The organism is Nocardia xishanensis NBRC 101358, from assembly GCF_001613365.1.
Classification (GTDB): Bacteria; Actinomycetota; Actinomycetes; order Mycobacteriales; family Mycobacteriaceae; genus Nocardia; species Nocardia xishanensis.
The window spans coordinates 107,093-130,406 of sequence record NZ_BDCF01000002.1; the positions used below are offsets into that span (position 1 = coordinate 107,093).

Here is a 23,314-nt window from a genome sequence, read left to right on the forward strand (position 1 = left end):
CGGAAAATGCTGCATTCCGGTTTCCTGGGGTGGGGGCGGTTCGTCCACCGCTATCGCTATCTCGTGCTGGCCGGGTTCGCTCTGGCCGTGCTGCTGTCCGGCTGGTACGGGCGCGACCTGACCGAACGGCTCAGCCAGGAGGGCTGGTTCGACGAGAGCAGCGAATCGGTGGCCGCGTCCGAACTGGCCGACGCCACTTTCGGCCGCGACACCGACAGCGACCTGATCCTGCTCTACACCGTGCCCGATGGCAGCACCGTCGACTCCCCTGAGGTGCGCGCCGCGGTCACCGCCCAGCTGCGCGGCCTGCTCGAACGCTACCCGGACCGGATACTGAAGATCGACAGCTACTGGGACAGCCCGTTCACCGCCAACGCCAGCGACGCCACCAAAACTCACGCCTTCGCCAGCGTCGGACTCTGCGGCGAGGGCACCGCCACCGTCGAGAACTATCTCGCGATCAAAGACGCGCTCGGCGCGGGCAGCGAAGGCGGCGGGCCGGGCGGCACCACGGTGCAACTGGCGGGGTTGCAGCCGATCGTCGAGGGCATCAACACCGGGATGCAGAACGACATCGAGCGCGCGGAGCTGATCGCGCTGCCGATCGTCGCGATCATGTTGTATTTCGTGTTCGGCGGGGTGATCGGGGCGCTGCTGCCGGTGATCATCGGCGGGATGACCATCCTGGGCACCCAGGGCATGTTGCGCTTGCTCACCGACCACATCGAGGTCAACGTCTTCGCCAACGCCGTGATGACGCTGGTCAGTCTCGGTCTTGCCATCGACTACGGCCTGTTCACCGTCACCCGGTTTCGCGAGGAGCTCGCGGCCGGACGCAGCGTGGAGGAGGCGACCGCCCGCACCGTGGCGACGGCGGGACGCACGGTGATGTTCTCCGCCGCGATCATCGCGATCAGCCTCGCGGCGCTGTTCATCTTCCCCAACGGAGTGCTGCGCTCGGTGCCCTACGGCGGCATCAGCTCGGTGCTGCTCGCGGCGCTGCTCTCGGTGACGGCGCTGCCAGCCGCGCTGAGCATCGTCGGCCGCCGCATCGATTTCCTCGGCTGGAAACGCTTCTCCCGCACCAAGACCGAAGCCCAGATCGACGCGGGGTTCTTCTCCCGGCTCGCGCTGTTCGCCATGCGGCGGCCGTGGGCGGTGGCCGTGCCGATCGTGCTGGTGCTACTGGCGTTGAGCATCCCGTTCCGCAATATCGAATTCGGCGGGATCAGCGAACGCTACCTCGCCGAGGACAATCCGGCCCGCGTCGCCCAGGAGAGCTTCGACGAGCTGTTTCCCAGCTTCCGTACCGAGCCGTTGAAACTCGTTGTGGTCGGGGCGAATTCGCAGCAGCTCGGCGACATCCGCTACGCGGCCAACCAGGTGCCCGGCCTGACCGGGCGCTTCGAACCGTCGGCGGCGACCAAGGACGGCGTCAACGTCCTCAACGCCGGATTGACCGACAAACGCGACGCCGACGCCGTGATCGCCGCGCTGCGCGCCATTCCCGAACCGCCGGGCGTGCGGGTGATGGTGGCAGGCGTGCCCGCGCTCGAGCGCGACAGCATCAACGGATTGCTCGACGGCTTGCCGATGCTGGTCGCGATCCTGGCCGGTACCGCGTTGGCGGTGATGTTCATCGCGTTCCGTTCGATCGTGCTCGCGCTCAAAGCCGTCGCCATGAGCGCGTTGAGTCTCGTCTCGACGCTGGGCATCCTCACCTGGATCTTCGTGGAAGGACACGGGGCGGACGCCTTCCGGTTCACACCGGGGCCGCTGATGTTCGCGGTGCTGGCGTTGATCGTGACGGTCGTGTTCGGACTCTCCACCGACTACGAGGTCTTTCTGCTGTCCCGTGTCGTCGAGGCGCGGCAGGCGGGAGCCGACGCGCCGGAGGCCATCCGCTACGGCATCGCGCACACGGGCGGGGTGATCACCTCGGCCGCCGCCATCCTCATCGTGGTGACCGGCGCGTTCGGCTTCTCCGACCTGGTGCTGATGAAATACATCGCCTACGGCATGATCGCCGCGCTGATCATCGACGCGACCGTTATCAGGATGCTGCTGACCCCCGCCGTGTTGAAGCTGATCTGGCGGTAGGCGGGACGCAGACGGGATCAGCGCCGGACCGGAAGGACCAGCTGGGCGCCGGTGACGGGATGGTCGAGTACTTCGACCGGATGCTGGTAGACCCGGCTCAGCAGTTCGGTGGTGAGCACCTCGCGCGGCGGGCCGTCGGCGGCGACGCGGCCGGATTCCAGTACGGCGACGCGGTCGGCGTAGGCGGCGGCGATGCCGAGGTCGTGCAGCACGACGACCACCGCCGCGCCCGCGGCCGCCCGCTCGGTGGCCAGCCGCAGCACCGCTTCCTGGTGGCCGAGATCCAATGCGGCAGTGGGTTCGTCGAGCAGCAGGGTGGCGGTGTCCTGCGCGAGGACGCGGGCCAGGGCGACGCGCGCGCGTTCACCGCCGGACAGCGTCGGGAACGATCGCATGGCCAGGTGCGCGACGTCGGCCGACGCCATGGCCGCCGCGACGAACTCGTCGTCTCGTTCGCCGCGCTCGGTGCGCACCCACGGCGCCCTGCCCATGGCCACGACTTCGCGGGCGGTGAACGGGAATCCCACGGTGTGACTCTGCGGCAGCACCGCGCGCCTGCGCGCCATGTCCAGCGGCGTCCAGTGCTCCAGCGCGCGGCCGTCCAGTTCGACGGACCCCTCGCTGAGCGCCAGCTCCCCGGCCAACGCGGCCAACAGCGTGGACTTGCCCGCCCCGTTCGGTCCAACCAGCGCGACGATCTCACCCGCGGCGACCGCGAAATCGACCGTATCCAGCACGCGCCGCAGGTGCGTGCTCGCGCCGCCGCGCCGGTCGACGCTCACCCCGCGCGCCCGCAACGTCACCGTCCCGCGCTCGGGGCGCTGCGGCTCCTCCTGCGTCCGGCCGAGCATCGCGCCCAGTCCCTGCCGCATGCCACTCACCGGCGACCTCCGATCCTCTGATCATCCGCGCCACCCGCCATGCCCACGGCGCGATCGACCGACGCGTCCGTCGGCCGGGCGGCAACGCGTTGTGCACCGGCAGGCCGCTGAAAGTGCGCGCGGTGCGTCCTCGCGGCAACTGCAGAGCCGCGCGATCGGTACGGGCGGGTCGCGGTCATCCCCAGCCTCCGGCGCGGGCGCGAGTGCGGCGGAGCAACCAGAAGAAGAAGGGACCGCCGATGAGCGAGGTGAGCATGCCGAGCGGAAGATCGGCGTTGTCGACGAGGGAGCGGGCCGCGACGTCGGCGGCCAGCAGCACCACCGCGCCGACGATGGCGCTGAGTGGGATCAGCACGCGATGGCCGGGACCGACGAGCATCCGCACCAGATGCGGGACGATCAGGCCGACGAACAGGATGATTCCGGTGAACGCGACGCCCGCGGTGGCGAGCACCGCCACGATGACGATGACATTGCGACGCAATCGTTCCACGTCGACGCCGAGATGGCGGGCGGCGGATTCACCCAGCGCCAGCAGGTCCAGGCGCGGCGCCACCGCGATCGCGGCCAGTACGCCCAGGGCGGCGAGCGGGGCGACGACCGCCACCGACTCCCAGCTCGCGCCGTTGAGACTGCCCAACTGCCAGAACACGATCTGGTCGCGCGCCGCGGGGGAGGCGACGAACAGCAGGAACGCGATCAGGCCGCCCGCGAAAGCATTGATCGCCACGCCGGTGAGCACCAAGGTCACCACTTCGGTGCGGCCGTTGGAGCGCGCGAGCAGATACACCAGCAGCGTGGTGAACAGGCCCGCGACGAACGCCGCGGCGGCGACCGACCATGCCGCGACGAACGCGCCGCCGACCACGATCACGGTGCCCGCACCGACCGCCGCGCCCGCCGAAACGCCGATCACGCCGGGCTCGGCCAGCGGATTGGCGAACACACCCTGCAACAACGCACCCGCTGTCGCCAGCGCCGCGCCCACCAGCATCGCCAGCACCACCCGGGGGAAACGCACCTCCCACAGCGTCACCTCACCGGCCGGATGGGCGGGCAACGGCCCCCAGTCCAGACCGATCCGGTGGAACACGCTGCCCGCGACCTCCGCGGGCGAGGTCGGCACCTGACCGATGGCGGCGGACGCCAAGGCCAGCACCACCAACGCGGCGATCGCCACCGCGAACGCGACGGTGATCCGCGAGACCGAGCGGGTGCGCGCCGGAACCGGCTCGGGCGGCGGCGACTCGATGCTGTTCTCCCGCACGGGCCCGGCGCCGTTGGCCGATGAAACGGACGATGTGCCCGCCCGATCGCTCATGCCTGCGCCTCGCTGGCGCTCGGCTCCGGCATGCGCGAGGCGCGCTGGCACACGATTCGCTCACTGCGTTCGCTCATGCCTGCGCCTCGCTGGCGCTCGGCTCCGGCATGCGCGAGGCGCGCTGGCACACGATTCGCTCACTGCCTTCGCTCATGCCGGCACGGCGCCGTAGACGGCATCATCGAGCGCGGCGACCACGCGCCCGGTGTTCGGGCCGAAGCTCAGCAGCACCCCATCGGCCATATCGACGACGCGGCGGTTCTTGCCGGCCGGTGTCTGCGCGATGCCGGGGACCTTCAGCAGTCCATCCACGCCGCCGACCGAGCTCAGCCCGTCGGTCATGACGAGCAGCACATCGGGGGCGGAACTGATCATCGCCTCGCTGGTGATGGCGGTGAACGGTTCGGTCAACCCGGCCGCGGTGCCCGCATCCTCGCCGCCGATGGCAGTGATCAGCTGGTCGGCGCCGGAGCCGGGCCCGGCCATCATCGTGATGGCGGTGCTGCGCAAGTACAGGAACGCGATCCGCAACGGCTTGTCGTGGGCGGCAGCCCCGGTGGACGCGGCGGCGATCTCGTCGCGTGTGCGGTCGGCCAGGGCGCGACCGCGGTCGGGGACGCCGAGTGCGGCGGCGACGGCCTCGATCTGGGGCACCACGCCCGCCATGGTTCGCTGCGGGTCGAAGTAGACGACCGTCACCCCGGCCGCGCGCAGCTGCTCCCGTATCGCGGGCGTTGCGCTGGTGGTGTCGGTGAGGAACACCGTGGGGCGCAGTGCCAGAACCGATTCCACGTTCATCGAGCCGTTGCCGCCGGTCACGATCGGCAGGTCCTCGATCGCGGGGAACACCCCCGAGGTGCTGCGCCCGACGAGGTTGGCGCCGAGACCGAGCGCCCAGACGGTCTGGACGAGGGTGCCGTAGCGGTCGGCGGCGATGATGCGGTCGGCCGAGGTGACCGTGACCTCGGTGCCGTCGAAGGAACGCACTGTCGCGGGCAGCGCAGGAGTCGGAGCCGGACCGATCGGCACCGGCTGCTGGTCGCCGACCGTGGCCGTGCTCGGCCCGCGCTGGCCGGAACCCGCCGCGCCACCGTCGCTGCCGCCGCACGCCGCGGTTCCGGCGAACAGGGTCAGGGCGAGGGCGAGGAGAAGGTAGCGAACCACCCCGGAACGGACACGGTCGAGGAACCTCATGAGGCAAGCCTAATCTGCGTCATTCGGTGCGCGCGCTGACGTCGTCCAGTGCGGCCGCGATCGCGCGCGGCAATTCCAGAGTCTCGGCGGCCATCACGCCCGTCAGCTGCCCGATGTCGCGAGCGCCGACGATCATGCTCGCGATGCCGGGCCGGTCCCTGATCCAGGCCAGCGCGACGGCGAGCGGCGAGGTGCCGAGCCCGTCGGCGGCGGTGACGAGCGCGTCGACCACCCGGGTGGCGCGTTCGTCGAGGCGGTGGCGGATCTCGGCGGCGGTCGCCTCGTCGGCCCCGCGCGAGTCCGCGGGCACGCCGTCGCGGTATTTGCCGGTAAGGATGCCGCCCGCCAGCGGCGCCGAGGCGATCACGCCGACGCCGTGATGCTGTGCGGCGGGGACGAATTCGCTCTCGGCGCCGCGCGCGAGCAGCGAGTACGGCGTATGGGCCGCGGAGACCGGCGCGATGGCGGCGAGGCTGGCCAGCTGCCACGGATTGAATCCGCGTACGCCCGCGTAGCGGACCTTGCCGGAGCGCACCGCGTGTTCGAGGGTGCCCGCGATCTCGTCGAGCGGGGTGTCCGGATCCCAGGCCGCGACGTGCCAGATGTCGAGGTAGTCGGTGCCGAGTTCGAGCAGCGTCCGGTCCAGCTGGCGCAGCAGCCCGCGCCGGGACGCGTCGATCTCGGCGCGCGGCGCCGGGCCCGGGATGGTGGTCTGCGCCGGTTCGGTGCGCGGCAGCACGCCCGCGCAGCCGCTCAACACGAGGTCGTCGCGCGACACCAGGTCGCCGAGCAGATCGGCGAGGATTCGCTGCGCCGCGCCGCCCGCGTAGGCGGGGGAGGTGTCGACGAGGGTGCCGCCCGCCTCGGCGAACGCCACGAGCTGGACCGCGGCGGCGTCGACGTCCGTCTGCGCGCCCCAGGTGTGGGTCGCCAGTCCTAGCCGGGACACCCGTAGGCCGCTGCGTCCGACCGTCCGCTGTTCCATCACCGGATCCGCGCTTTCATCACGGCGCCAAGCCTAAAGGTTGAGTCGGCCCCAGACGGTCATCAGCGGCGCATGACCTCGTACGAAAGCCGAGGTGCGTCCGAAGACGCCGCCCGACCTGCCCGTTCGCCGGTGCTGCGCGGGCGGGGAACGCAGGGCGGGGCAGCGGCCGGGATCACGCGTCCACCGGGCGACATGTACTGTCGCTGCCGTATTGCGGTGCCGCTTTCCGGCGTGCGGTGTCGTCGCTGGACCAATTGCCCAGTCGGAACGGATTTTTCGGGCAGTGGAAGAGGAGGTTGCGTGGGCGAGTCGATGACCTGGTTGCAGGCACTGGTACTCGGACTGGTGCAGGGTCTGACGGAGTTCCTGCCGGTTTCCTCCTCGGCGCATCTACGGATCGTGTCCTCGGTGTTCTTCGGCGACGACGCGGGCGCCTCGTTCACCGCGGTCACCCAGCTGGGCACCGAGGCCGCCGTGCTGGTGTATTTCGCCAAGGACATCTGGCGCATCATCGTCGCCTGGTTCACCACCTTGACCGAGAAGATGAGCGCCAGGTCGAGGGAGATGGTGCCGATCACCGATCAGGTCACCACGAAACTGCCCATCGTCACCGCGGGCGGTCCCGTTCCCTACGGGCTCGATGAGGACCGGCAGCGCGAGCTCGACTACCGCATCGGCTGGTATGTGATCATCGCCACCATCCCGATCGGCGTCATCGGCTTCGTGTTGAAGGACCAGATCCGCACCGGCGCGCGCAACCTGTGGCTGGTGTCGTTCATGCTGATCGCCTTCGCCCTGGTGATCGCGGCCGCCGAGCACTACGGCGCCAAGCGGCGATCGATCGAGCAGCTCACCAACCGCGACGGACTGGTGATGGGTTTCGCTCAGTGCCTCGCGCTGATTCCCGGGGTCTCGCGCTCCGGCGCCACCTCATCGGCCGGCCTGTTCCTCGGGTTGGAGCGCGAGGCCGCGGTGCGGTTCTCGTTCCTGCTGGCCATTCCCGCGGTGACCGCGTCCGGGCTGTTCAGCCTGCCCGACGCGTTCGAGCCCGCGGGCGAGGGACTCAACGCGTCGGGCCCGCAGCTGCTGGTCGCCACGATCGTGTCCTTCGTCGTCGGCTACGCGTCGGTGGCGTGGCTGCTGAAGTTCGTGTCGAAGCACTCGTTCAACTGGTTCGTCGGCTACCGCATCGTGCTCGGCCTGGTGATCATGGGTCTGCTCGCGGGCGGGGTGGTGTCGGCGACATGAGCCGCTCGGCATCGAAAGCGCCCACTAAGCTGGCGCCATGACGGTGATCCTGTTGCGGCACGGTGCGTCGACTTCGAACACCGCCCGCACACTCGCCGGTCGCAGTCCAGGAGTCGATCTCACCGAACACGGCGCCGATCAGGCCCGCGCGGTCGCCGAACGACTCGGTGCGCTCCCGATTCAGCACATCGTGCATTCGCCTCTGCTCCGCTGTCAGCGCACGGTCGGCCCGCTGGCGGACAAACTCGGGCTGGAACCGGAGTACGACGATCGGCTCATCGAGGTCGATTACGGCGACTGGACCGGTAAACCGATCGCCGACCTGCTCACCGAACCGTTGTGGAAGGTGGTGCAGCGGCACGCCTCCGGTGCGGTGTTCCCGGCGGGCGAGGGTCTCGCCCAGGTTCAGGCCCGCGCGGTCGCGGCGGTTCGCGAACACGATCGCGTCTTCGCCGAGCGGCACGGCCACGACGTGCTGTGGGTCGCGTGCACGCACGGTGACGTGATCAAGTCCGTGCTCGCCGACGCACTGGGTCTGCACCTGGACGGATTTCAGCGCATCGTGGTGGAACCGGCGTCGATCAGCGTCGTTCGCTACACCCCGCACGCGCCCTACGTGTGGCGGCTCAACGACACCGGTTCGGATCTGGGCGCGCTGGAGGCGATCAGGCCGCAACCGCGCAACGACGCGGACGCGAATCGATCGGATACGTCCGGCCCCGTTCCCGGCGGCGAGCTAGGCGGTACTCCTAGTGCGGATAATGGGAATGCGGAGCGCTGAGATTCCTTGTAAACGAGTAGTCGGTGTTCTCGGAGTCCGGGCGCCGCGGAGAGTCGATCAGGGTCACGCATCAGGAGGTGCAGATGGCACGAGCAATCCATGTATTTCGCACCCCCGATCGTTTCGTCGCCGGGACCGTCGGTGAGCCGGGCGATCGCGCCTTCTACCTGCAGGCGGTACAGCAGCCGCGCGTTGTGAGCGTGCTGCTGGAGAAGCAGCAGGTGAAGGTGCTCGCCGACCGCATGGGACTGCTACTGGACGAGGTGGCGCGCCGGTTCGGCGCGCAGGTGCCGCCGCAGGCCGACGACGTGACCGACACCGATCCGCTGGTGACGCCGATCGACGCCGAATTCCGGGTCGGCACCATGGGTCTGGGCTGGGACGCCGACGCGGGCGCCGTGGTGGTGGAGCTGCTGGCGATCACCGAGACCGAAGTGGACGAGTCGGTGGTGTTGGACGACACCGAGGAAGGCCCCGACGCGGTCCGGGTTTTCCTCACTCCGATCCAGGCTCGCGAGTTCGCGCTACGTTCGGCGCGAGTGATCGCCGCGGGCCGTCCGCCGTGTCCGTTGTGCGGGGAACCGCTTTCGTCGCGCGGGCACATGTGCGTGCGGACCAACGGCTATAAGCGCGGCGACATCTTCGGCGCGGCCGAGCTAGAGGAGTGATGCGTGGCGCGGGTCGACGAGGCGTTCTCCACCGGTGAGCTGAGCGTGATCGGACGGGTGAGCACCGCGAGCAACGTGACGCTCGTCTGCGATGTGGACCCGGACGTCGACGGGCACCCGCTGCGCGTGGTGTACAAGCCGGTGCGCGGAGAGCGGCCGCTGTGGGATTTTCCGGACGGCACCCTCGCCGGACGCGAAGTGGCCTCGTACCTGATCTCCGACGCACTGGGGTGGGGCGTGATCCCCGAGACGATTCTGCGTGACGGCCCCTACGGTCCCGGCATGGTGCAGCGCTGGGTGGAGTCGGTCGACAATCACACCGAACGGGGCAACCGGCTCGATCTGGTCGACCTGTGCCCGCCCGGCTCGGTTCCCGAGGGCTTCTGCGAGGTGTTGCGCGCACTGGACGGCGCGGGCAACGAGGTCTCGCTGATTCACGCCGACGACCCGCGTCTGCGGCGCATGGCGGTGCTCGACGTGCTGCTCAACAACGCCGACCGCAAGGGCGGACACGCGCTCGAGGGCATCGACGGTCAGGTGTACGGCGTCGATCACGGCATCTGCCTGCACAGCGAGCCCAAGTTGCGCACGGTGCTGTGGGGTTGGGCGGGTCTGCCGATCGGCGATGATTTGATCGTCGACATCGCCGCTTTCGCCGCCGCGTTGCCCGGTGAACTCGCCGACGCCCTCGCCGAGCACATCACCGACGCGGAGATCGACGCACTCGCCGGCCGCACGAAGGAACTGCTCGACCAGCCGGTGATGCCGCTGCCGCGCACGTCGCGGCCGATACCGTGGCCCGCGTTCTGAGGTTGTTCGCGGGAGCGGGAAAGTTCAAGGGCAGGAAGTGCACTCGGTGCCAGTGTGCGGCGAGCGCCGGTTTGCCGAGTTCGGGATAGCGCTCGGCTCCTGTCAGCCCCCACCCCGGTCGGGCGTGCGGAGGCCGGGTGGCGGGTCGTCGCTGGTCGCCGACACCGCCGCGGGCGTTCGCAGTGCCGGGTCGATTCGCGCGCTGGCAGGGTCGGAACCCGATAACTCGAAGACGGCGGCGGGCGTTGCCGGTTTTCGTCGCGGCGCTGTCGGCGAAGGAGCTTTCATTCGACCAAGGGACGCACCTGTTCGCCTGCGAAGCGGACGAAGTCGATGGGGTCCGGTTCGTCGGGTGCGGGTTCGAGGACGACGGTGTCGGCGCCCGCCGCGGACCACCGGTGGACTGCCTCGGCGATAGCGTCGGCATCGCCCGCGACGCCAACGGTGTCGGGGAGACCCGCGTGGCGGCGGGCGGTGGCTAGGCGCTGAGCGGCGTCGGGTCCGGTGACGGCGAGCAGATAGACGATGACGTTGTGCGGTTCGGTGCGGCCGGCCGTCGCGCGTCCTTCGTCGATGAGTCGGCGGGCGGCGCGAATACCGTCGGGGGTCGTCGAACTGGTGAGGACGGTGCCGTCGGCCAGTTCACCGGACAGCCGCAGGGTCTTGGGCCCGCTCGCGCCCGCGACGAGCGGCGGTGGCGTGCCGGGCGGCCAATCCAACCCGACCCGATCCAGCTGGACGTATCTGCCGGAGGCGTCGACGATTTCGCCGTGCAGCAGTTCGCGCAGCGCGGTGAGCTGTTCGCGCAGAAGAGTCAGCGGGGAGTCGACCCGAGCGCCCACCTGCCCCATCCACTCCTGCACGCCGTGTCCAAGACCGGGAATCACCCGTCCCGGGTGCATGCGCAGCAGCGCCGCGACCTCCATCGCGGTCAGCGCCACATTGCGCAGCGGCGCGGGCAGCACCCCGATGCCGACGCGCAGGCGTTCGGTGTGCGCGAGCACCGTGGCCACGCACGCGCTGCCAGCGGCCCAGAAACAGTCCTCCCACAGCCACAATTCGGCCAGTCCGCTCCGTTCGGCGGCCGCGGCGATCGCGGGCAGCTGTTCGGGCGGGAGCTGGGGGAGCGCGATCGCACCGAGTACCGTCACCAGCCCAAGGTAGCGGTCGGCTCCGACAAGTTCGTCCGCTGTCCGAGGGTGTCCCGGCAGGGTCTCGGGCGCGCCCGCTCCATGAGACTCGAACCATGCTGCGTTATCGACCCTTCGGCACCACCGGCCTCCGGGTATCCGAAATCGTCATGGGCACAAGGGGATTCGATGCCCCTGCGCGGGCGCGACATCCTCTGGGTGCACATCTGGGATCGGCACACTCCGCTCGAGGAGACGCTGCGCGCCCTCGACGACGCGGTGTCGGCGGGCAAGCTGTCCGGCGCGGCAGGCAGCCGGGTCGATCCGGCCGCGCGCTGACCGCGCGTGAGCGTGCGGCCGCCGCCTCGGTCGCCGGCGAGCTCGGCGCTCGGCCCGCGCAGGTGGCGCTGGACCAGACACAACCGCCCGCGGTGCTGCCGCTGGTCGGGGTGAGCAGTGTCGCGCAACTCACCGAGAATCTGGCCGACACCGAGCTGACGCTGCCCGAGGACGCGGTGCGCCGCCTGGAGGCCGCAGCGCCGTTCGAGCGCGGATTTCCCGGTGATTTCCTAGCCGAATGCGAACCCCATCCTTTCCTGTTCGGCACCGCCGCGACCAGGGTGGACGGTCGTCGCGGCGCTTCGCTGTGAATTGCCTCGCGGCCGCACGGTGAGCGGTCGCCGCGCCGCGGTTTGGCGGACTCACGCGGCCCGGGGTAGTTTGCTGGGCGAACCGCGGACTCCCGGATTCGTCGGATGTTCCCTTCCACGTGAGCGAAACCATTGACTTCTGGTAGTCGTCTCGTTTCGGCTGGTCCCGGCAGGGTGTGTGGGTAGCGTGGTGGCCCGCGGAGCCGGGTCGAGCGCCGACGAGCTCGGCCGCACCTTTACCCTCGAACCATGCAGTCCTGGTCCGATATCGCCCTTCCGACCGTCCCCGGAGCAGGGCCACCGTTGCGGTTGTACGACACCGCCGACGCGCGAGTGCGGCCGGTCACCCCCGGCGCCACCGCCACCATGTACGTCTGCGGGATCACCCCCTACGACGCCACCCACCTCGGGCATGCCGCGACCTACCTGACCTTCGACCTGGTCAACCGGCTCTGGCGCGACGCGGGCCACGACGTGCACTACGTGCAGAACGTCACCGATGTCGACGATCCGCTGTTCGAGCGGGCCGCCCGCGACGGCGTGGACTGGCGTGACCTCGGCACCCGCGAGATCGAGCTGTTCCGTTCGGACATGCAGGCGCTGCGCATCGTGCCGCCGCGCGAGTACGTGGGCGCCGTCGAGTCGGTGGACGAGGTCGTCGAGTTCGTCCAGAAGCTGCTCGCCTCGGGCGCGGCCTACGTCGTCGACGACGCGGAGTTCCCCGACGTCTACTTCCGCGCCGACGCCACCGACCAGTTCGGCTACGAATCCGGCTACGACCGCGCGACCATGGAGCGCCTGTTCGCCGAGCGCGGCGGCGACCCGGACCGCGCGGGCAAGCGCGACATCATCGACGCGCTGCTGTGGCGCGCCGCCCGCCCCGGCGAGCCGTCCTGGCCCGCGCCGTTCGGTGCCGGTCGTCCCGGCTGGCACATCGAGTGTTCGGCTATCGCGCTCAACCGCCTCGGCCCGGAGTTCGACGTCCAGGGCGGCGGCAGTGATCTGATCTACCCGCATCACGAGTACTCCGCCGCGCACGCCGAATCCGTCGTCGCGGGCCGCCGCTTCGCCCGCCACTACGTGCACGCCGGGCTCATCGGCCTCGACGGCGAGAAGATGTCGAAGTCCAAGGGCAATCTGGTGCTCGTCTCGAGGCTGCGCAAGTCCGGCGTCGACCCGGCCGCCATCCGCTTGGGCCTGCTGGCAGGCCACTACCGCCAGGACCGCATGTGGACCGATCAGGTCCTGACCGAAGCCGAGGCGCGTCTCGCCCGGTGGCGCAGCGCCACCACGCTGGCCTCCGGCCCCGCCGCCGATGACACCATCGCCCGGCTGCGACAGCACCTGGCCGACGATCTCGACACTCCGAAAGCCCTTGCCGCCGTGGATAACTGGGCCACTCAGGCGCTCGAATACGGCGGCCCCGACACCGCTGCGCCCGGTTCGCTCGCGACGGCCGTCGACGCGCTGCTCGGCGTGGAGCTCTAGGGATTCAGGCCGCACCCGGCAGCGAATTCCATGCGGACCACCGCGGGTTCCCCACCCTTCATGGCGAACATCCGGGGTGCGGACCGCGTGTAGGCGCTCGTCATGGTCGCGGCCGCCCTCGTCGCTGGGTTGCGCGGCAACGGTCCCCGAGGTCTTGCCGAACGTCGCGTTCCGTGATCTGGTGCACAAATGTGCAATCTGCATCCTGGTTCTCTGATCGCCGGTCTTCGTGGTGCACTGGGTGGTCCGCTGCGGCTGGACCCGGTGGGCGAGCCGGGGGACGCGCGGACGGTGGCGGCGCGGCGGCGGTTCTTCGGCGCCGCGGCGGATCCCGATTCCGGTGCGGTGCGGGCCGATCGGGCGGTGCTGTCGTGGGTCGGGTGCACGACGTACGCGCTCGCGCTCGGCGGTTCGGTGTTCCTGCTCGACGCGTGGGTGCCGCGGGTGACCAGCTCCGGTTACGTGCCCGCGACGCCGCAGGAGCTGGCGGACCTGCGTCCCGCCGCGATCTTCATCGGCCACGGGCATTTCGACCATGCCGGTGACGCGGGCGCGATCGCCGAGGCGAGCGGCGCGACCGTCTACGGCACGGCCGAACACTGCACGGCGATCCGCGCCCAAGTTTCCGAGGCCACGTTCCCAACGGTCGCCCTGGGCGACGCGCACACCCTCATCGGGCAGCGCCACGAGGTCACCCTCGCCGGGATCGAGATCACCGCGGTCAGGCACCTACATTCGGCGCGCACCCCGGAGGACCCGGCCGACGAGGCGCGCCGGTTCTTCCCCCGTCCCGAACTCGGCCCGATCCGGCGTCACCGCCCGACGCTCACCGATCTGCGCCAGACGCTGCCGCGCCTGCTCGATCCGGAGGGCGGCGTCCTGCTGTACCAATTCCGCGTCCCCGGTTTCACGCTGACCTGGCACGATTCGGCGGGCCCGCTGACGGAGAAGGCGCCCGAGGTCTTCGACTTGCTGGCGGGGTTGCCGAGCACCGACGTGCACCTCGGCGCGGTGCAGGGCTACAACCAGATCACCAACGGGCTGCGCGACCCGCGCAAGTACGTCGAAGCGTTGGGCCCGTCGGTCTTCGTCCCCGGCCACCACGACAACTGGCTGCCCGGCCTCACCGCGAGCGCCGTCACCTACGACGCCCCGCTGCGCACCGAACTCGCGCGCCTTGCCCCCGGCCGCCGCCCGGAACTGCGCACGATGCACGACCCCACCGATTACCTCAGCCCCGGCCGCCTGACCTTCGCTCTTTGAACCCGCACTCCACACACCTCTCGATGCCTATGTGAGGCGCGCAAAAGCTTAGGACCACCTGGGTGTTACGCCAGTACCAGAAGACCTGTCGCGTACATCGCCGCTACGCCGACGGCGACGCCCAGGATCGCGGTGGCGTCCATCGCTGCCACGGTCCCGGTCGCTCGATTGTCGGTGGTGCGCAACGCTGGCGCGATCTGCACGACGACCTGTGCGATCGCACCGATGCCGAGGCCGAGCAACAGCAACGACAGTTCCGCATTGCCGACACCGGCGCCGAGCACCGCACCGAGGATCGCCGGTCCGCCCGCGATCAGCCCGAGGCCGAGCAGTCGCGGCACACCGGGGTGTTGCGCCGCCAGCAGCGGGCTCACGATCGCCAACCCTTCGGTGGTGTTGTGCAGCGCGAAGCCGATCACCAGCGCCGCGCCGAGCGCGAGTTCGCCCAATGCGTAGGCGGATCCGATGGCCAAGCCCTCGCCGAGGTTGTGCAGGCCGATGCCGATGGCGATCATCAGCGCCAGCCTTCCACCGCCGCGCCCGCCGGCCGAGTCGCCGCGGCCATGCAACCAGCGATCGACGAAGGTGAGCCCGAGGAAGGCGAGAATCGACCCGAGCGCGAGCAGGCTGACCCCGCCGAACGCGCCGCCCGAACGATCGCCGAGCTCGAACCCTTCGAACACGGCGTCGACGGCGAGGAAGATCAGCAGTCCGACGGTCACCGCGAGCAGGAAACGGATGCCGCCCTTGCCGATTCGCCGCAGCACCGGAAGCAGCAGCATGCCGAGCACGACAGGGACGATGCCCACGTAGGTGCCGAGCAACGCCATCACCGCGAACAGGTCACGACCACCGGTGGGCGTCCGAACAGCGGCGCCGATCTCGTGTTCGATGACCACACCGGTGGAGGTCATCATGGACACCACGTACGGCTGACCTTCCTGCCACGGGTAGTCCAGGGTGAGCACGGTGCTGCGGCGCGGTTCGATCGGGTCCTCGCCGCCGCGGACGTCGACGAAGGCATCGTTGACGAAGACCTGCGCCACCTGAACCGGGTCGGGTCCGGCATTGCGGACGGTGAGATCGATGCGGCCGGGCGACATCCGGACCTGCTCGACCGCGAGCTCTTCGACGGGCGGGCCGATCCGCTCGGGCAGCGAGCGCCCGCACACGACGGCCAGCGCGGCCAGCGCCAGCCCGAGCAACAGGACCACCGCGATGGTCGATGCCCAACCGCGCCACCCGCTCGCCGGTGCGCGGTTCGCCTCGGCTTCCGGCGCGGTGACCGGCTCGCGTTCGGTCTCGATGTCGGCGCGCTCGCTCATTCGGTCACCTCGAAGAACCCCATCCACCCCAGTTCGGCGAACTCGGACTTGTGCGCGTGGAACATGTACTTGCCCGGATACGGGAACCGCAGTTCGCAGATGCCGCGCTGGCCTTGACCCTGGACGATGGTGTCGGTGTATTCCGTTGGCTGCAGGCGAGTTCCGGTGGGGAAGTAGTCGAAGAAGTTGCCGTGGATGTGGAAGCTGTTGATCGGGTCGTACTCGAGCACGTTGACCAGGTAGATGCGCACCAGTTCGTTGCGTTTCACCCGAACCGGTTCGTGCATGTAGTGGAACGGGATGCCGTTGACCGCGTAGAGCTGATTGCCTTCGGCGTCGAAGGTGGTGTTGTAGCCGTGCTGCACCATCACCAGTTCGTCGGCCGCCGGACGCGGCTGCGGCGGGTCGACGATGAACGTCCCGTACATGCCGCGGGCGATGTGCTCGGCGAGCGGCCCGACGTGACAGTGGTAGAGGTGCAGCCCGAAGGGAGTGGCGTCGAATTCGTAGACGGTGGTCTGCCCGGGCTCGATGAGTCCGGCGCCGAGGCCCGGGGTACCGTCCATCGCCGCGGGGTGGATGCCGTGGAAGTGCATGGTGTGCGGGTGCCGGGAGCCGTTGGTGAAGGTGATCCGCAGCAGGTCTCCTTCGGTGCAGCGCAGGGTAGGGCCGGGGATTCGGCCGTCGAACACCCAGGCCGGGAACTTGACGCCCGGTGCGACCTCGAGTTCCTTGTCGGTGGAGGCGATCTCCCACTCCCGCTGGGTGCGGCCGTCGCGGGTTTTCGAGACGGTGCCGTAATCGAAGTCGCGCAGGATGTCGGTGGGGTCGAATCCGTTGGCGTCGTGATCGACCGTCGAGCCGATGCGGAAGGTGGGGCCGCCGGCGCCGCCGCCGTGGGCGACCGCGCCGTGCATGCCGTGTCCGGTCTGTTCGGTGCGCGGCTGCGCCTCCGACAGGCCCGCGCGCGCCGCCACCGCCGCGCCACCGAGGCCTAGCAGCGCGCCGCCGCCCGCCAGAAACCCCCGCCGTGAAGCTCCCCCCATCGAGTCACGCTGCACAGCCCCACGCCCTTCCCGCGTAGTTTCGTATTACCTAAATTAGATCTAAGGGCGTGCTAATACAACTATTCGGGATGCCATTCAGGCTGGTCGGTTCTCCGCGGACGCTCGTCGCTAGTTGACCACAGGTTCGAGCGCCTCGATCGGCTCATGCACCGAACTGCCCGGCCGATCCGCGTAGAGCGCCTCGATCTCGTCCGCGTATTTCTCGGCGATGGGCTTGCGGCGCAGTTTCATGGTCAGGGTGATCTCGTCACCGCCCGGCTCCCAGAAGACGGGCAGAATCGCGAATCGCTTGACCTGCTCGACTCGCGACAGTGTCGCGTTGCCCGCCGCCACGCCGCGGGCGATCGCCGCGATCACGCCCGGGTCGGCGGCCAGGGCGGCGGGCGAGGAATCCGGCAGTCCGTGCTGTTCGGCATAGGGTGCCGCGGATTCGGCGTCGAGCACGATGAGCGCGGTGGTGAACGGCCGCCGATCCCCGATCACGGCCAGCGAGCCGACCAGCGGCGTCGCCGCCTTGACGGCGTTCTCGATATTGGCGGGAGACATGTTCTTGCCCGCCGAATTGATGATCAATTCCTTCTTGCGGTCGACCACCTTCAGGTAGCCGTCCGCGTCGACGGTGATGATGTCGCCGGTGTGCAGCCAGCCTTCGGCGTCGAGCGCGTCGGCGGTCTTCTCCGGTTCCTTGCGGTAGCCGCGCATGAGCAGCGGCCCCCGCACCAGGAATTCCCCGTCGTCGGTGACGGCGCCCTCCAGCCCCGGCAGCAGCTTGCCGACGGTGCCGAGGCGAGCCTGCTGCGGCGGGCTGACGCTGGCCACACAAGTCAGCTCCGACATGCCCCACACCTCGGAGATGGGGATACCGAGCCCGAAGAAGAAGCCGAGTGTCTCCGGCGGCACCGGCGCAGCCCCCGACATCGCCCACTTCACCTGATCCAGACCAAGTTTCGCGCGCAGCTTGGACAGCACGGCCGCATCGGCGCGCGCCCACTCCTCGGCGAGTGCGGGATCGAGCGGCTCGTCCCGCAGCCGGGCATCGGCCTTGCGGCGGGCCGTGTCGAGGGCCCACTGCAGGGCGGCCTTGGTGGTGGGATCGGCCTCGTTCGCGACGGAGAACTCGATCGCCGCCTTGAACTTCTCCCACACCCGCGGCACCGCGCCCCAAATGGTGGGGCGCACGCCGAGCAGCGCGGCGGGCAACTGGGCGCGATCCGGTACGGCGGTGATCTGCGTGCCGAACACCTCTTGCAGATACAGCGCGGTGAATCGGTCGGCCATGTGCGCGGTCGGCAGGTAGGAGGTCTGGCGGTCGCCGAATTCGACCGGCAGCACCGAGGCGAACGCGCGCGCCTCGAACAGCAGACTCTCGTGGGTGATCTCGACGCCCTTGGAGTTGCCTGTGGTGCCGGAGGTGTAGCAGAGGGTGACGATGTCGTCCGGGCGCACGGCCCGCCAGGTCGCCTCGAACTCGAAATCGTCGGCGGCCGAGGCCATGAGCTCGGTGACGCCGAGGGTTCCTTCCGGGGCGCCGTCGACGCACACGATGGTCTCGATCGGCGCTCCGCAGCCGCGAACCCGCTCGACGTACTGCTCCTCGCAGATCACCACCCGGTTGCCCGCGTTGCTGAACACGTACCGCAACTGGTCGGGAGCGAGGGTGTTGTACACCGAGAACGACGTGGCGCCGGTGTGCTGCGCGCCGACCTCGAGCGGATAGAACTCGACGCGGTTGCTCATCATCAACGCCACGGTGTCGCCGCGGCCGACGCCGAGCGCGCTCAGCCCACCCGCGACGGCACGGACCTGGTCCGCGTATTCGCGCCACGTCAGGCTTTGTTCTCCGCCGATCGACCGGACGGCCACGGCGCCGGGATCGATCGCGGCGACGCGCTGGAAAGCGGCACAGGAGGTGTTCGGTTCGGTCATTTCGGTCTCACTCACGACGCCCGGCACTGTGCCACGACCGTAGGTCGCGCGGGCCGCCACGCGCGGACTTTCCCCGAATCCTGTTCTTGTACAACACATCCCAATGTCATGGAGCCATCGAAACCGCCTCGGTAGGCTGGATGACATGACCGAGCGCAAACCGCCGGATCAGACCTTCGAATCGTGGATCGACAAACAGGTCCGCGAGGCGACCGAGCGCGGGGAGTTCGACAATCTGCGCGGCGCGGGCCGCCCGATTCCCGGGGTGGGCACCCCTGTGGACGAGAACTGGTGGTTGCGCGACTACTTGCGCCGCGAAGGGGTGCGCGCCGACGGCATGCTGCCGGACTCGCTCGTGCTGCGCCGCGATATGGAGCGCATTCACGAGACGGTGGCCGAACTGGACACCGAGCGTGAGGTTCGGGCCGCGGTGTCCGAACTCAACCAGCGCGTGGTCCGCTATCTGCGGACGCCGACGCCGCCCCACGTTCCGGTCGGGCCGGTGAACGCCGACGCGGTGGTGGTGCGCTGGCGGGCCGACCACACACCCACACCTGCGACGCCCTCGTCCGCCGCTCCGCAGCGAGTGTCATCCGCTGCTCCGCGGCGCGCGCCGGAAGCCGCGGGTCCGCCGCCGCGTCGGTGGTGGCAGCGTTTCCGCCTCTGAGCCTGTCGCACGCCTGAGGGTCTACGGACTGTCGGAATCAACCGTCGACCCGACAGTCCCGGTCAGTGTTTCGCTTCGGATTCCAGGCGCTGAACGAGTGCGGACATGGTTCTGTCGTGGTCGAGCCAGGCGTCGGTTGCGGTGGCGAAGATGCCGCGCAGCAGTGAGATCGGCGCCCAGCGTCGGGGTTCGATGATGCGGGCGGAGCGTCGTTCGATTCCGGCGGTGACAGCGTGCGCGACCCGTTCGGGCGATATCGGTTGTCCCAGTGGGCCTTTGAAAGCGCGTCGGGCCATGGTCGTCGCGGTCTGGTTGCCGCCGAGAGCGGGGTGCGCGAGGGGTGTGACGACCCAGCCCGGAAGCAGCACGCCTGCGCGTGCGCCGGTGTGCGCGAGTTCGGTTCGCAGTGAACGGCCGAACATTTCCACCGCGGCTTTGGAGGTGGCGTAGGCGGAGTTGGCGATCCCGTTGACGAACGCGTAGATCGACGCGGTCACCAGGACGTACCCGTCATTGCGGATGACCTCGTCGAGGCAGGCTTTGACGGTGCGCCACACACCCAGGAGGTTGACCTCGATGACTCTTTCGTAGGCGGCCACGTCCGCGGTGGCGACGGTGACCGGCGGGTCGACGGCGGTGCCGGCGTTGGCGAATACGACGTCGATGCGGCCGAAGCGGGCGACCGCCTGATCGGCGACCGAGCGCATCTGCTCGAAGGAGGTCACGTCGGCGGCGACCGCGAGCACCGCGCCCGTACCCAGCTCGGCGGAGAGAGCGTCGAGGGCGGCCCGGTCCAGGTCGACCAGGACCAGCCGTGCCCCACGGTCGAGCAGGTCGCGGGCGCATGCGGCTCCGATGCCGCCGGTCGCGCCGGTGATCAGGACGACTTTGTCGCGCAAGCTGTAGCGGCTCATGGTTCGTTCTCCGGGTGAGGTCGGCGGCTCGGGGCGTTGAATGGCGTCTACTCGGGTACTACCCACTTGATCTCGGCGGGAGTCTTGTCGATGCGCAGGCCCCGCCAGCTGGGGTGACGCAGACCCTCGGACGTGGCCTCGCGATATTCGATGTCGGCGACCAATTCGGGTGCGACCCAGTGCGCCACCACGGACACCGCGCGCGGCGGCGGAACGTCGAAAGGTGTATCAGGACGGGTGATTTCGTCGAGGCGGGCGCGGAGTTTGCGGCGTTCGGCGAGTGTCCAGCCGGTGCCGACGCTGCCGATCGGCACCAGCCGCCCCGCCGAATCGTGTGCTCCCAGAAGCAAAGACCCGAATGTCTTGGCGAACGGGCCATTTCCTGGCAACCATCCGGCGATGACGGCTTCCGCCGTTTTCCGGAACGGCGTCTTGATCCAGTTGCGGGTCCGCTCACCGGGTTGATACGTGGAGTCGAGGCGTTTGGCGACCAGTCCTTCGAGCCCGTTCTCGGCCGCGGCCGCGGCCAGCGCTTCGGGATCGACGTCGGTCCAGTAGGGCGACAGCTGGATCGGCGGGCGGCCGAGATCGAGCCGCGCGAGCAGGTCCCGCCGCTGCGAGTACGGCACGGCGGTGGTGGCGTGCCCGTCGAGGGCGAGCAGGTCGAAGATCATGTACAGCACCGGAACATCGCGAATCAGCTGTGCGGACGGCGCCCGCACGTGCATGCGCCGCTGGAGCCGGGAGAACGAGGGTGCGCCGCCCGCGCCCTCCGGTGCGACGATCTCCCCGTCGAGGGTGACCTGGTGATCGCCTGCCGCCGCGGCGACGGCCGCGGCGATCTCAGGGAACGAGCCGGTGACCTGTTTGCGGTTGCGGCTGTAGAGCTGGCATGTCCCGTCGGCCGCCGCGGCGATGGCGCGCATGCCGTCCCATTTCATCTCGAAAGCCCAACCGTCCGGGTCAGCGGGCGGTCGTCCGGAACGGGCCAGCATCGGCGGCGGCGCGGACACCACCGATACAGCATATCTTTGGCAAACGATTGCTCGGATAATTCAAGAGGCAGACCAATGGCCCTGGCGCGGCGCATGGCTCCGGGGCACGGTGGCTGGTAGCCGGGGTATCGGTGCCTCGCGGTGAAGAAGGAGGGCCGGCATGGAGAAGACAATGAGCAGCGTGGACGTCTCGGCCGCGCCGGTCCCCACCTCACCGTTGCTCGAGCGAGTCCGGCAAGGGGTTATCGGTGAAGGCGAGGTCTTGCACGGACCGTATGGTCGGCGCCGGATCACCTACGCCGACTACACCGCTTCAGGCCGGTCGCTGGATTTCCTCGAGGACTTCATCCGCAGACAGGTGTTGCCGCGCTACGCCAACACCCACACCGAAAGCTCCGGCACGGGATTGCAGACCTCACGGCTGCGGCAGGACGCACGCCGGATCATCCACGACGCCGTTGGCGGCACCGAGGACGATCTGGTGATCTTTTGCGGGTCCGGGGCCACGTCGGCGGTGAACAAGCTGGTGGGCATTCTCGAGCTCCGCGTTCCGTCCGGACTCCTCGCGCGCTACCGGTGGGACGGGAAGATCCCCGATTCGCAGCGACCTGTGGTCTTCATCGGCCCCTACGAACACCACTCCAACGAGTTGCCATGGCGGGAATCCATCGCCGATCTGGTGGTGATCGACGAAGACGCCGACGGTCAGATCGATCGGCGACAACTCGAGCAGCGGCTGATCCGCTACGCGGACCGGCCATTGCGCATCGGTAGTTTCTCGGCCGCCTCGAACGTTACCGGTGTCTTGTCCGATACCGACCGGATCGCCGCCCTGCTTCACGAGCACGGCGCGTTGTCCTTCTGGGACTTCGCCGCTGCCGGCCCCTACGTTCCGATCCGGGTGCGGGAGAGCGCTCCCGGTCGCGGCGACCACAAGGACGCGATCTTTCTCTCACCGCACAAGTTCGTCGGCGGACCGCAGACTCCCGGTGTGCTTGTGGTTCGTCGTGAGTTGGTGCGCAACGCCGTGCCCACCGTGCCGGGAGGCGGCACGGTGGCGTTCGTGGACCCGATCGGGCACCGCTACCTGGATGATCCCGTTGCCAGGGAAGAGGGCGGAACCCCGGCGATCATCGAGTCGATCCGTGCCGGTCTGGTCTTCGCGCTCAAAGACGCCGTCGGCACCGACCTCATCGAGCAACGGGAACAGCGGCTGTGGCGTCATGCCTTCGGCCGGTGGCGCGAACACCCGAACATCGAGATCCTCGGCCACCCTCGTGCCCGGCGACTGTCCATCGTGTCCTTCCGCGTGCGGTGCGGCGCGGATCGCTACCTGCACCACAACTACGTCGTAGCCCTGCTCAACGACTTGTTCGGCATCCAAGCTCGCGGCGGCTGCTCCTGCGCGGGCCCGTACGGGCACCGGCTCCTGGCGATCGATGCGCAGAACTCGCGCGCCTACCGAGACGAGATCGCCCTGGGTTGCGAAGGCATCAAACCCGGCTGGACACGGGTCAACTTCAACTACTTCATCTCCGACACCGTGCGCGACTATCTGATCGAGGCCGTGGAGCTGCTGGCCTCGTTCGGTCACCGTCTCCTCACCGACTACGTCTTCGGTCCGGACACCGGTCTATGGCGCCACCGGGACGCGACCCACCAGGCCCCGTTACGTCTGACGGACCTCTGGTACGACAGCGCGGGCACCCTGCACTATCCGACGGAGCGCGAGACCCTCGACGAGGCCGCGCTGGCCGAACACCTACGTACCGCCCGCACCCTGTTCGAGGCCCGCCCCGATGAGGTTCCCGACGGTTCCACCGGGCTCCCAGCGCATTTCGAAGCGCTGCGCTGGTTCCCGCTGCCGCCGCAATGCCTGACGCCCGATCCTCGCTGAG

At 69.3% G+C, this 23,314-nt stretch carries 21 protein-coding genes; 11 read left to right on the plus strand and 10 right to left on the minus strand.

Going from position 1 to position 23,314, the window contains the following annotated elements; translation table 11 throughout:
- Window positions 1–6: 6 nt before the first annotated feature.
- The gene (locus NX1_RS02810; protein WP_068053202.1) at window positions 7–2,100 is read left to right on the plus strand and encodes an MMPL family transporter; all 2,094 of its coding nucleotides are present in this window, start codon (window positions 7–9) and stop codon (window positions 2,098–2,100) included.
- A gap of 17 nt (window positions 2,101–2,117) precedes the next feature.
- Here NX1_RS02810 and NX1_RS02815 read toward each other — a convergent pair whose 3' ends face one another.
- The 4 genes from NX1_RS02815 to NX1_RS02830 form a co-directional block, all read right to left on the minus strand.
- The gene (locus NX1_RS02815) at window positions 2,118–2,972 is read right to left on the minus strand and encodes a heme ABC transporter ATP-binding protein (RefSeq protein ID WP_068053205.1); all 855 of its coding nucleotides are present in this window, start codon (window positions 2,970–2,972) and stop codon (window positions 2,118–2,120) included.
- A gap of 184 nt (window positions 2,973–3,156) precedes the next feature.
- Window positions 3,157–4,302, minus strand: a complete 1,146-nt coding sequence (locus NX1_RS02820) for a FecCD family ABC transporter permease (RefSeq protein WP_245668284.1) — start codon at window positions 4,300–4,302, stop codon at window positions 3,157–3,159.
- Window positions 4,303–4,452: 150 nt separating this feature from the next.
- Complete coding sequence (locus tag NX1_RS02825; protein ID WP_068053208.1) at window positions 4,453–5,496, minus strand: heme/hemin ABC transporter substrate-binding protein; 1,044 nt, start codon at window positions 5,494–5,496, stop codon at window positions 4,453–4,455.
- Window positions 5,497–5,515: 19 nt separating this feature from the next.
- Entirely contained in the window at window positions 5,516–6,481 is a 966-nt protein-coding gene (locus NX1_RS02830) for an aldo/keto reductase (protein ID WP_068053211.1), read from the minus strand.
- A 315-nt stretch (window positions 6,482–6,796) separates the two neighbouring features.
- Between NX1_RS02830 and NX1_RS02835 the strand changes: the two genes are divergently transcribed.
- The 4 genes from NX1_RS02835 to NX1_RS02850 all read left to right on the plus strand — a co-directional run bounded on the left by NX1_RS02835 (window position 6,797) and on the right by NX1_RS02850 (window position 9,991).
- On the plus strand, window positions 6,797–7,732 hold the full coding sequence (locus tag NX1_RS02835) for an undecaprenyl-diphosphate phosphatase (RefSeq protein WP_084500971.1): 936 nt from the start codon (window positions 6,797–6,799) through the stop codon (window positions 7,730–7,732).
- A gap of 37 nt (window positions 7,733–7,769) precedes the next feature.
- The gene (locus tag NX1_RS02840; protein ID WP_068053217.1) at window positions 7,770–8,513 is read left to right on the plus strand and encodes a histidine phosphatase family protein; all 744 of its coding nucleotides are present in this window, start codon (window positions 7,770–7,772) and stop codon (window positions 8,511–8,513) included.
- Between the two features lie 83 nt (window positions 8,514–8,596).
- Complete coding sequence (locus tag NX1_RS02845; RefSeq protein ID WP_067783416.1) at window positions 8,597–9,181, plus strand: DUF3090 domain-containing protein; 585 nt, start codon at window positions 8,597–8,599, stop codon at window positions 9,179–9,181.
- A 3-nt stretch (window positions 9,182–9,184) separates the two neighbouring features.
- A complete protein-coding gene (locus NX1_RS02850) occupies window positions 9,185–9,991 on the plus strand; it encodes an SCO1664 family protein (RefSeq protein WP_068053222.1) in 807 nt (268 codons plus the stop codon).
- Between the two features lie 284 nt (window positions 9,992–10,275).
- On the opposite strand, the gene NX1_RS02855 is transcribed toward NX1_RS02850, so the two are convergent.
- Window positions 10,276–11,142: an LLM class flavin-dependent oxidoreductase gene (locus NX1_RS02855; RefSeq protein ID WP_068053225.1), complete on the minus strand. Its 867-nt coding sequence runs from the start codon at window positions 11,140–11,142 to the stop codon at window positions 10,276–10,278.
- Between the two features lie 168 nt (window positions 11,143–11,310).
- On the opposite strand from NX1_RS02855, the gene NX1_RS37645 reads away from it, so the two are divergent.
- The 4 genes from NX1_RS37645 (at window position 11,311) to NX1_RS02870 (ending at window position 14,522) form a co-directional block, all read left to right on the plus strand.
- A complete protein-coding gene (locus NX1_RS37645; RefSeq protein ID WP_169812166.1) occupies window positions 11,311–11,460 on the plus strand; it encodes an aldo/keto reductase in 150 nt (49 codons plus the stop codon).
- A 62-nt stretch (window positions 11,461–11,522) separates the two neighbouring features.
- Window positions 11,523–11,771 (plus strand): hypothetical protein, encoded by a 249-nt coding sequence (locus tag NX1_RS36770; protein WP_068053228.1) that lies wholly within the window; start codon window positions 11,523–11,525, stop codon window positions 11,769–11,771.
- A 249-nt stretch (window positions 11,772–12,020) separates the two neighbouring features.
- Entirely contained in the window at window positions 12,021–13,259 is a 1,239-nt protein-coding gene (mshC, locus tag NX1_RS02865) for a cysteine--1-D-myo-inosityl 2-amino-2-deoxy-alpha-D-glucopyranoside ligase (protein WP_068053231.1), read from the plus strand.
- Between the two features lie 189 nt (window positions 13,260–13,448).
- Entirely contained in the window at window positions 13,449–14,522 is a 1,074-nt protein-coding gene (locus tag NX1_RS02870) for an MBL fold metallo-hydrolase (protein ID WP_068053235.1), read from the plus strand.
- 65 nt (window positions 14,523–14,587) lie between these two features.
- On the opposite strand, the gene NX1_RS02875 is transcribed toward NX1_RS02870, so the two are convergent.
- The 3 genes from NX1_RS02875 to fadD11 all read right to left on the minus strand — a co-directional run bounded on the left by NX1_RS02875 (window position 14,588) and on the right by fadD11 (window position 18,840).
- Window positions 14,588–15,847 (minus strand): ZIP family metal transporter, encoded by a 1,260-nt coding sequence (locus NX1_RS02875; RefSeq protein ID WP_245668285.1) that lies wholly within the window; start codon window positions 15,845–15,847, stop codon window positions 14,588–14,590.
- Entirely contained in the window at window positions 15,844–16,893 is a 1,050-nt protein-coding gene (locus tag NX1_RS02880) for a multicopper oxidase domain-containing protein (protein WP_068054117.1), read from the minus strand. Before NX1_RS02880 ends, NX1_RS02875 begins: the two co-directional genes overlap by 4 nt.
- 129 nt (window positions 16,894–17,022) lie before the next feature.
- Window positions 17,023–18,840, minus strand: a complete 1,818-nt coding sequence (gene fadD11, locus NX1_RS02885; protein ID WP_068054122.1) for a fatty acid--CoA ligase FadD11 — start codon at window positions 18,838–18,840, stop codon at window positions 17,023–17,025.
- A gap of 145 nt (window positions 18,841–18,985) precedes the next feature.
- Between fadD11 and NX1_RS02890 the strand changes: the two genes are divergently transcribed.
- Entirely contained in the window at window positions 18,986–19,507 is a 522-nt protein-coding gene (locus NX1_RS02890; RefSeq protein WP_068053239.1) for a DnaJ family domain-containing protein, read from the plus strand.
- 62 nt (window positions 19,508–19,569) lie between these two features.
- Here the strand turns inward: NX1_RS02890 and NX1_RS02895 are convergent, their stop codons facing one another.
- Window positions 19,570–20,421 carry an SDR family NAD(P)-dependent oxidoreductase gene (locus NX1_RS02895; protein WP_068053243.1) on the minus strand — a complete coding sequence of 284 codons (852 nt, stop codon included), beginning with the start codon at window positions 20,419–20,421 and terminating at the stop codon, window positions 19,570–19,572.
- 47 nt (window positions 20,422–20,468) lie between these two features.
- A complete protein-coding gene (ligD, locus tag NX1_RS02900; RefSeq protein ID WP_068054128.1) occupies window positions 20,469–21,416 on the minus strand; it encodes a non-homologous end-joining DNA ligase in 948 nt (315 codons plus the stop codon).
- Between the two features lie 160 nt (window positions 21,417–21,576).
- On the opposite strand from ligD, the gene NX1_RS02905 reads away from it, so the two are divergent.
- Window positions 21,577–23,313 (plus strand): aminotransferase class V-fold PLP-dependent enzyme, encoded by a 1,737-nt coding sequence (locus NX1_RS02905; RefSeq protein ID WP_068053246.1) that lies wholly within the window; start codon window positions 21,577–21,579, stop codon window positions 23,311–23,313.
- The last annotated feature ends 1 nt before the right edge of the window (window position 23,314 follow it).

What these genes read in the sequence shown, in the direction of transcription:
- NX1_RS02890 (WP_068053239.1), top strand. Translation starts at nt 18,986, where the DNA reads ATGACCGAGCGCAAACCGCCGGATCAGACCTTCGAATCGTGGATCGAC.
- fadD11 (WP_068054122.1), bottom strand. Translation starts at nt 18,840, where the DNA reads ATGACCGAACCGAACACCTCCTGTGCCGCTTTCCAGCGCGTCGCCGCG.
- NX1_RS02815 (WP_068053205.1), bottom strand. Translation starts at nt 2,972, where the DNA reads ATGCGGCAGGGACTGGGCGCGATGCTCGGCCGGACGCAGGAGGAGCCG.
- NX1_RS02810 (WP_068053202.1), top strand. Translation starts at nt 7, where the DNA reads ATGCTGCATTCCGGTTTCCTGGGGTGGGGGCGGTTCGTCCACCGCTAT.
- mshC (WP_068053231.1), top strand. Translation starts at nt 12,021, where the DNA reads ATGCAGTCCTGGTCCGATATCGCCCTTCCGACCGTCCCCGGAGCAGGG.
- ligD (WP_068054128.1), bottom strand. Translation starts at nt 21,416, where the DNA reads ATGCTGGCCCGTTCCGGACGACCGCCCGCTGACCCGGACGGTTGGGCT.
- NX1_RS02895 (WP_068053243.1), bottom strand. Translation starts at nt 20,421, where the DNA reads ATGAGCCGCTACAGCTTGCGCGACAAAGTCGTCCTGATCACCGGCGCG.
- NX1_RS02880 (WP_068054117.1), bottom strand. Translation starts at nt 16,893, where the DNA reads ATGGGGGGAGCTTCACGGCGGGGGTTTCTGGCGGGCGGCGGCGCGCTG.
- NX1_RS02875 (WP_245668285.1), bottom strand. Translation starts at nt 15,847, where the DNA reads ATGAGCGAGCGCGCCGACATCGAGACCGAACGCGAGCCGGTCACCGCG.
- NX1_RS02905 (WP_068053246.1), top strand. Translation starts at nt 21,577, where the DNA reads ATGGAGAAGACAATGAGCAGCGTGGACGTCTCGGCCGCGCCGGTCCCC.
- NX1_RS02840 (WP_068053217.1), top strand. Translation starts at nt 7,770, where the DNA reads ATGACGGTGATCCTGTTGCGGCACGGTGCGTCGACTTCGAACACCGCC.
- NX1_RS02820 (WP_245668284.1), bottom strand. Translation starts at nt 4,302, where the DNA reads ATGAGCGATCGGGCGGGCACATCGTCCGTTTCATCGGCCAACGGCGCC.
- NX1_RS02845 (WP_067783416.1), top strand. Translation starts at nt 8,597, where the DNA reads ATGGCACGAGCAATCCATGTATTTCGCACCCCCGATCGTTTCGTCGCC.
- NX1_RS37645 (WP_169812166.1), top strand. Translation starts at nt 11,311, where the DNA reads ATGCCCCTGCGCGGGCGCGACATCCTCTGGGTGCACATCTGGGATCGG.
- NX1_RS02870 (WP_068053235.1), top strand. Translation starts at nt 13,449, where the DNA reads ATGTGCAATCTGCATCCTGGTTCTCTGATCGCCGGTCTTCGTGGTGCA.
- NX1_RS02835 (WP_084500971.1), top strand. Translation starts at nt 6,797, where the DNA reads ATGACCTGGTTGCAGGCACTGGTACTCGGACTGGTGCAGGGTCTGACG.
- NX1_RS02825 (WP_068053208.1), bottom strand. Translation starts at nt 5,496, where the DNA reads ATGAGGTTCCTCGACCGTGTCCGTTCCGGGGTGGTTCGCTACCTTCTC.
- NX1_RS02830 (WP_068053211.1), bottom strand. Translation starts at nt 6,481, where the DNA reads ATGGAACAGCGGACGGTCGGACGCAGCGGCCTACGGGTGTCCCGGCTA.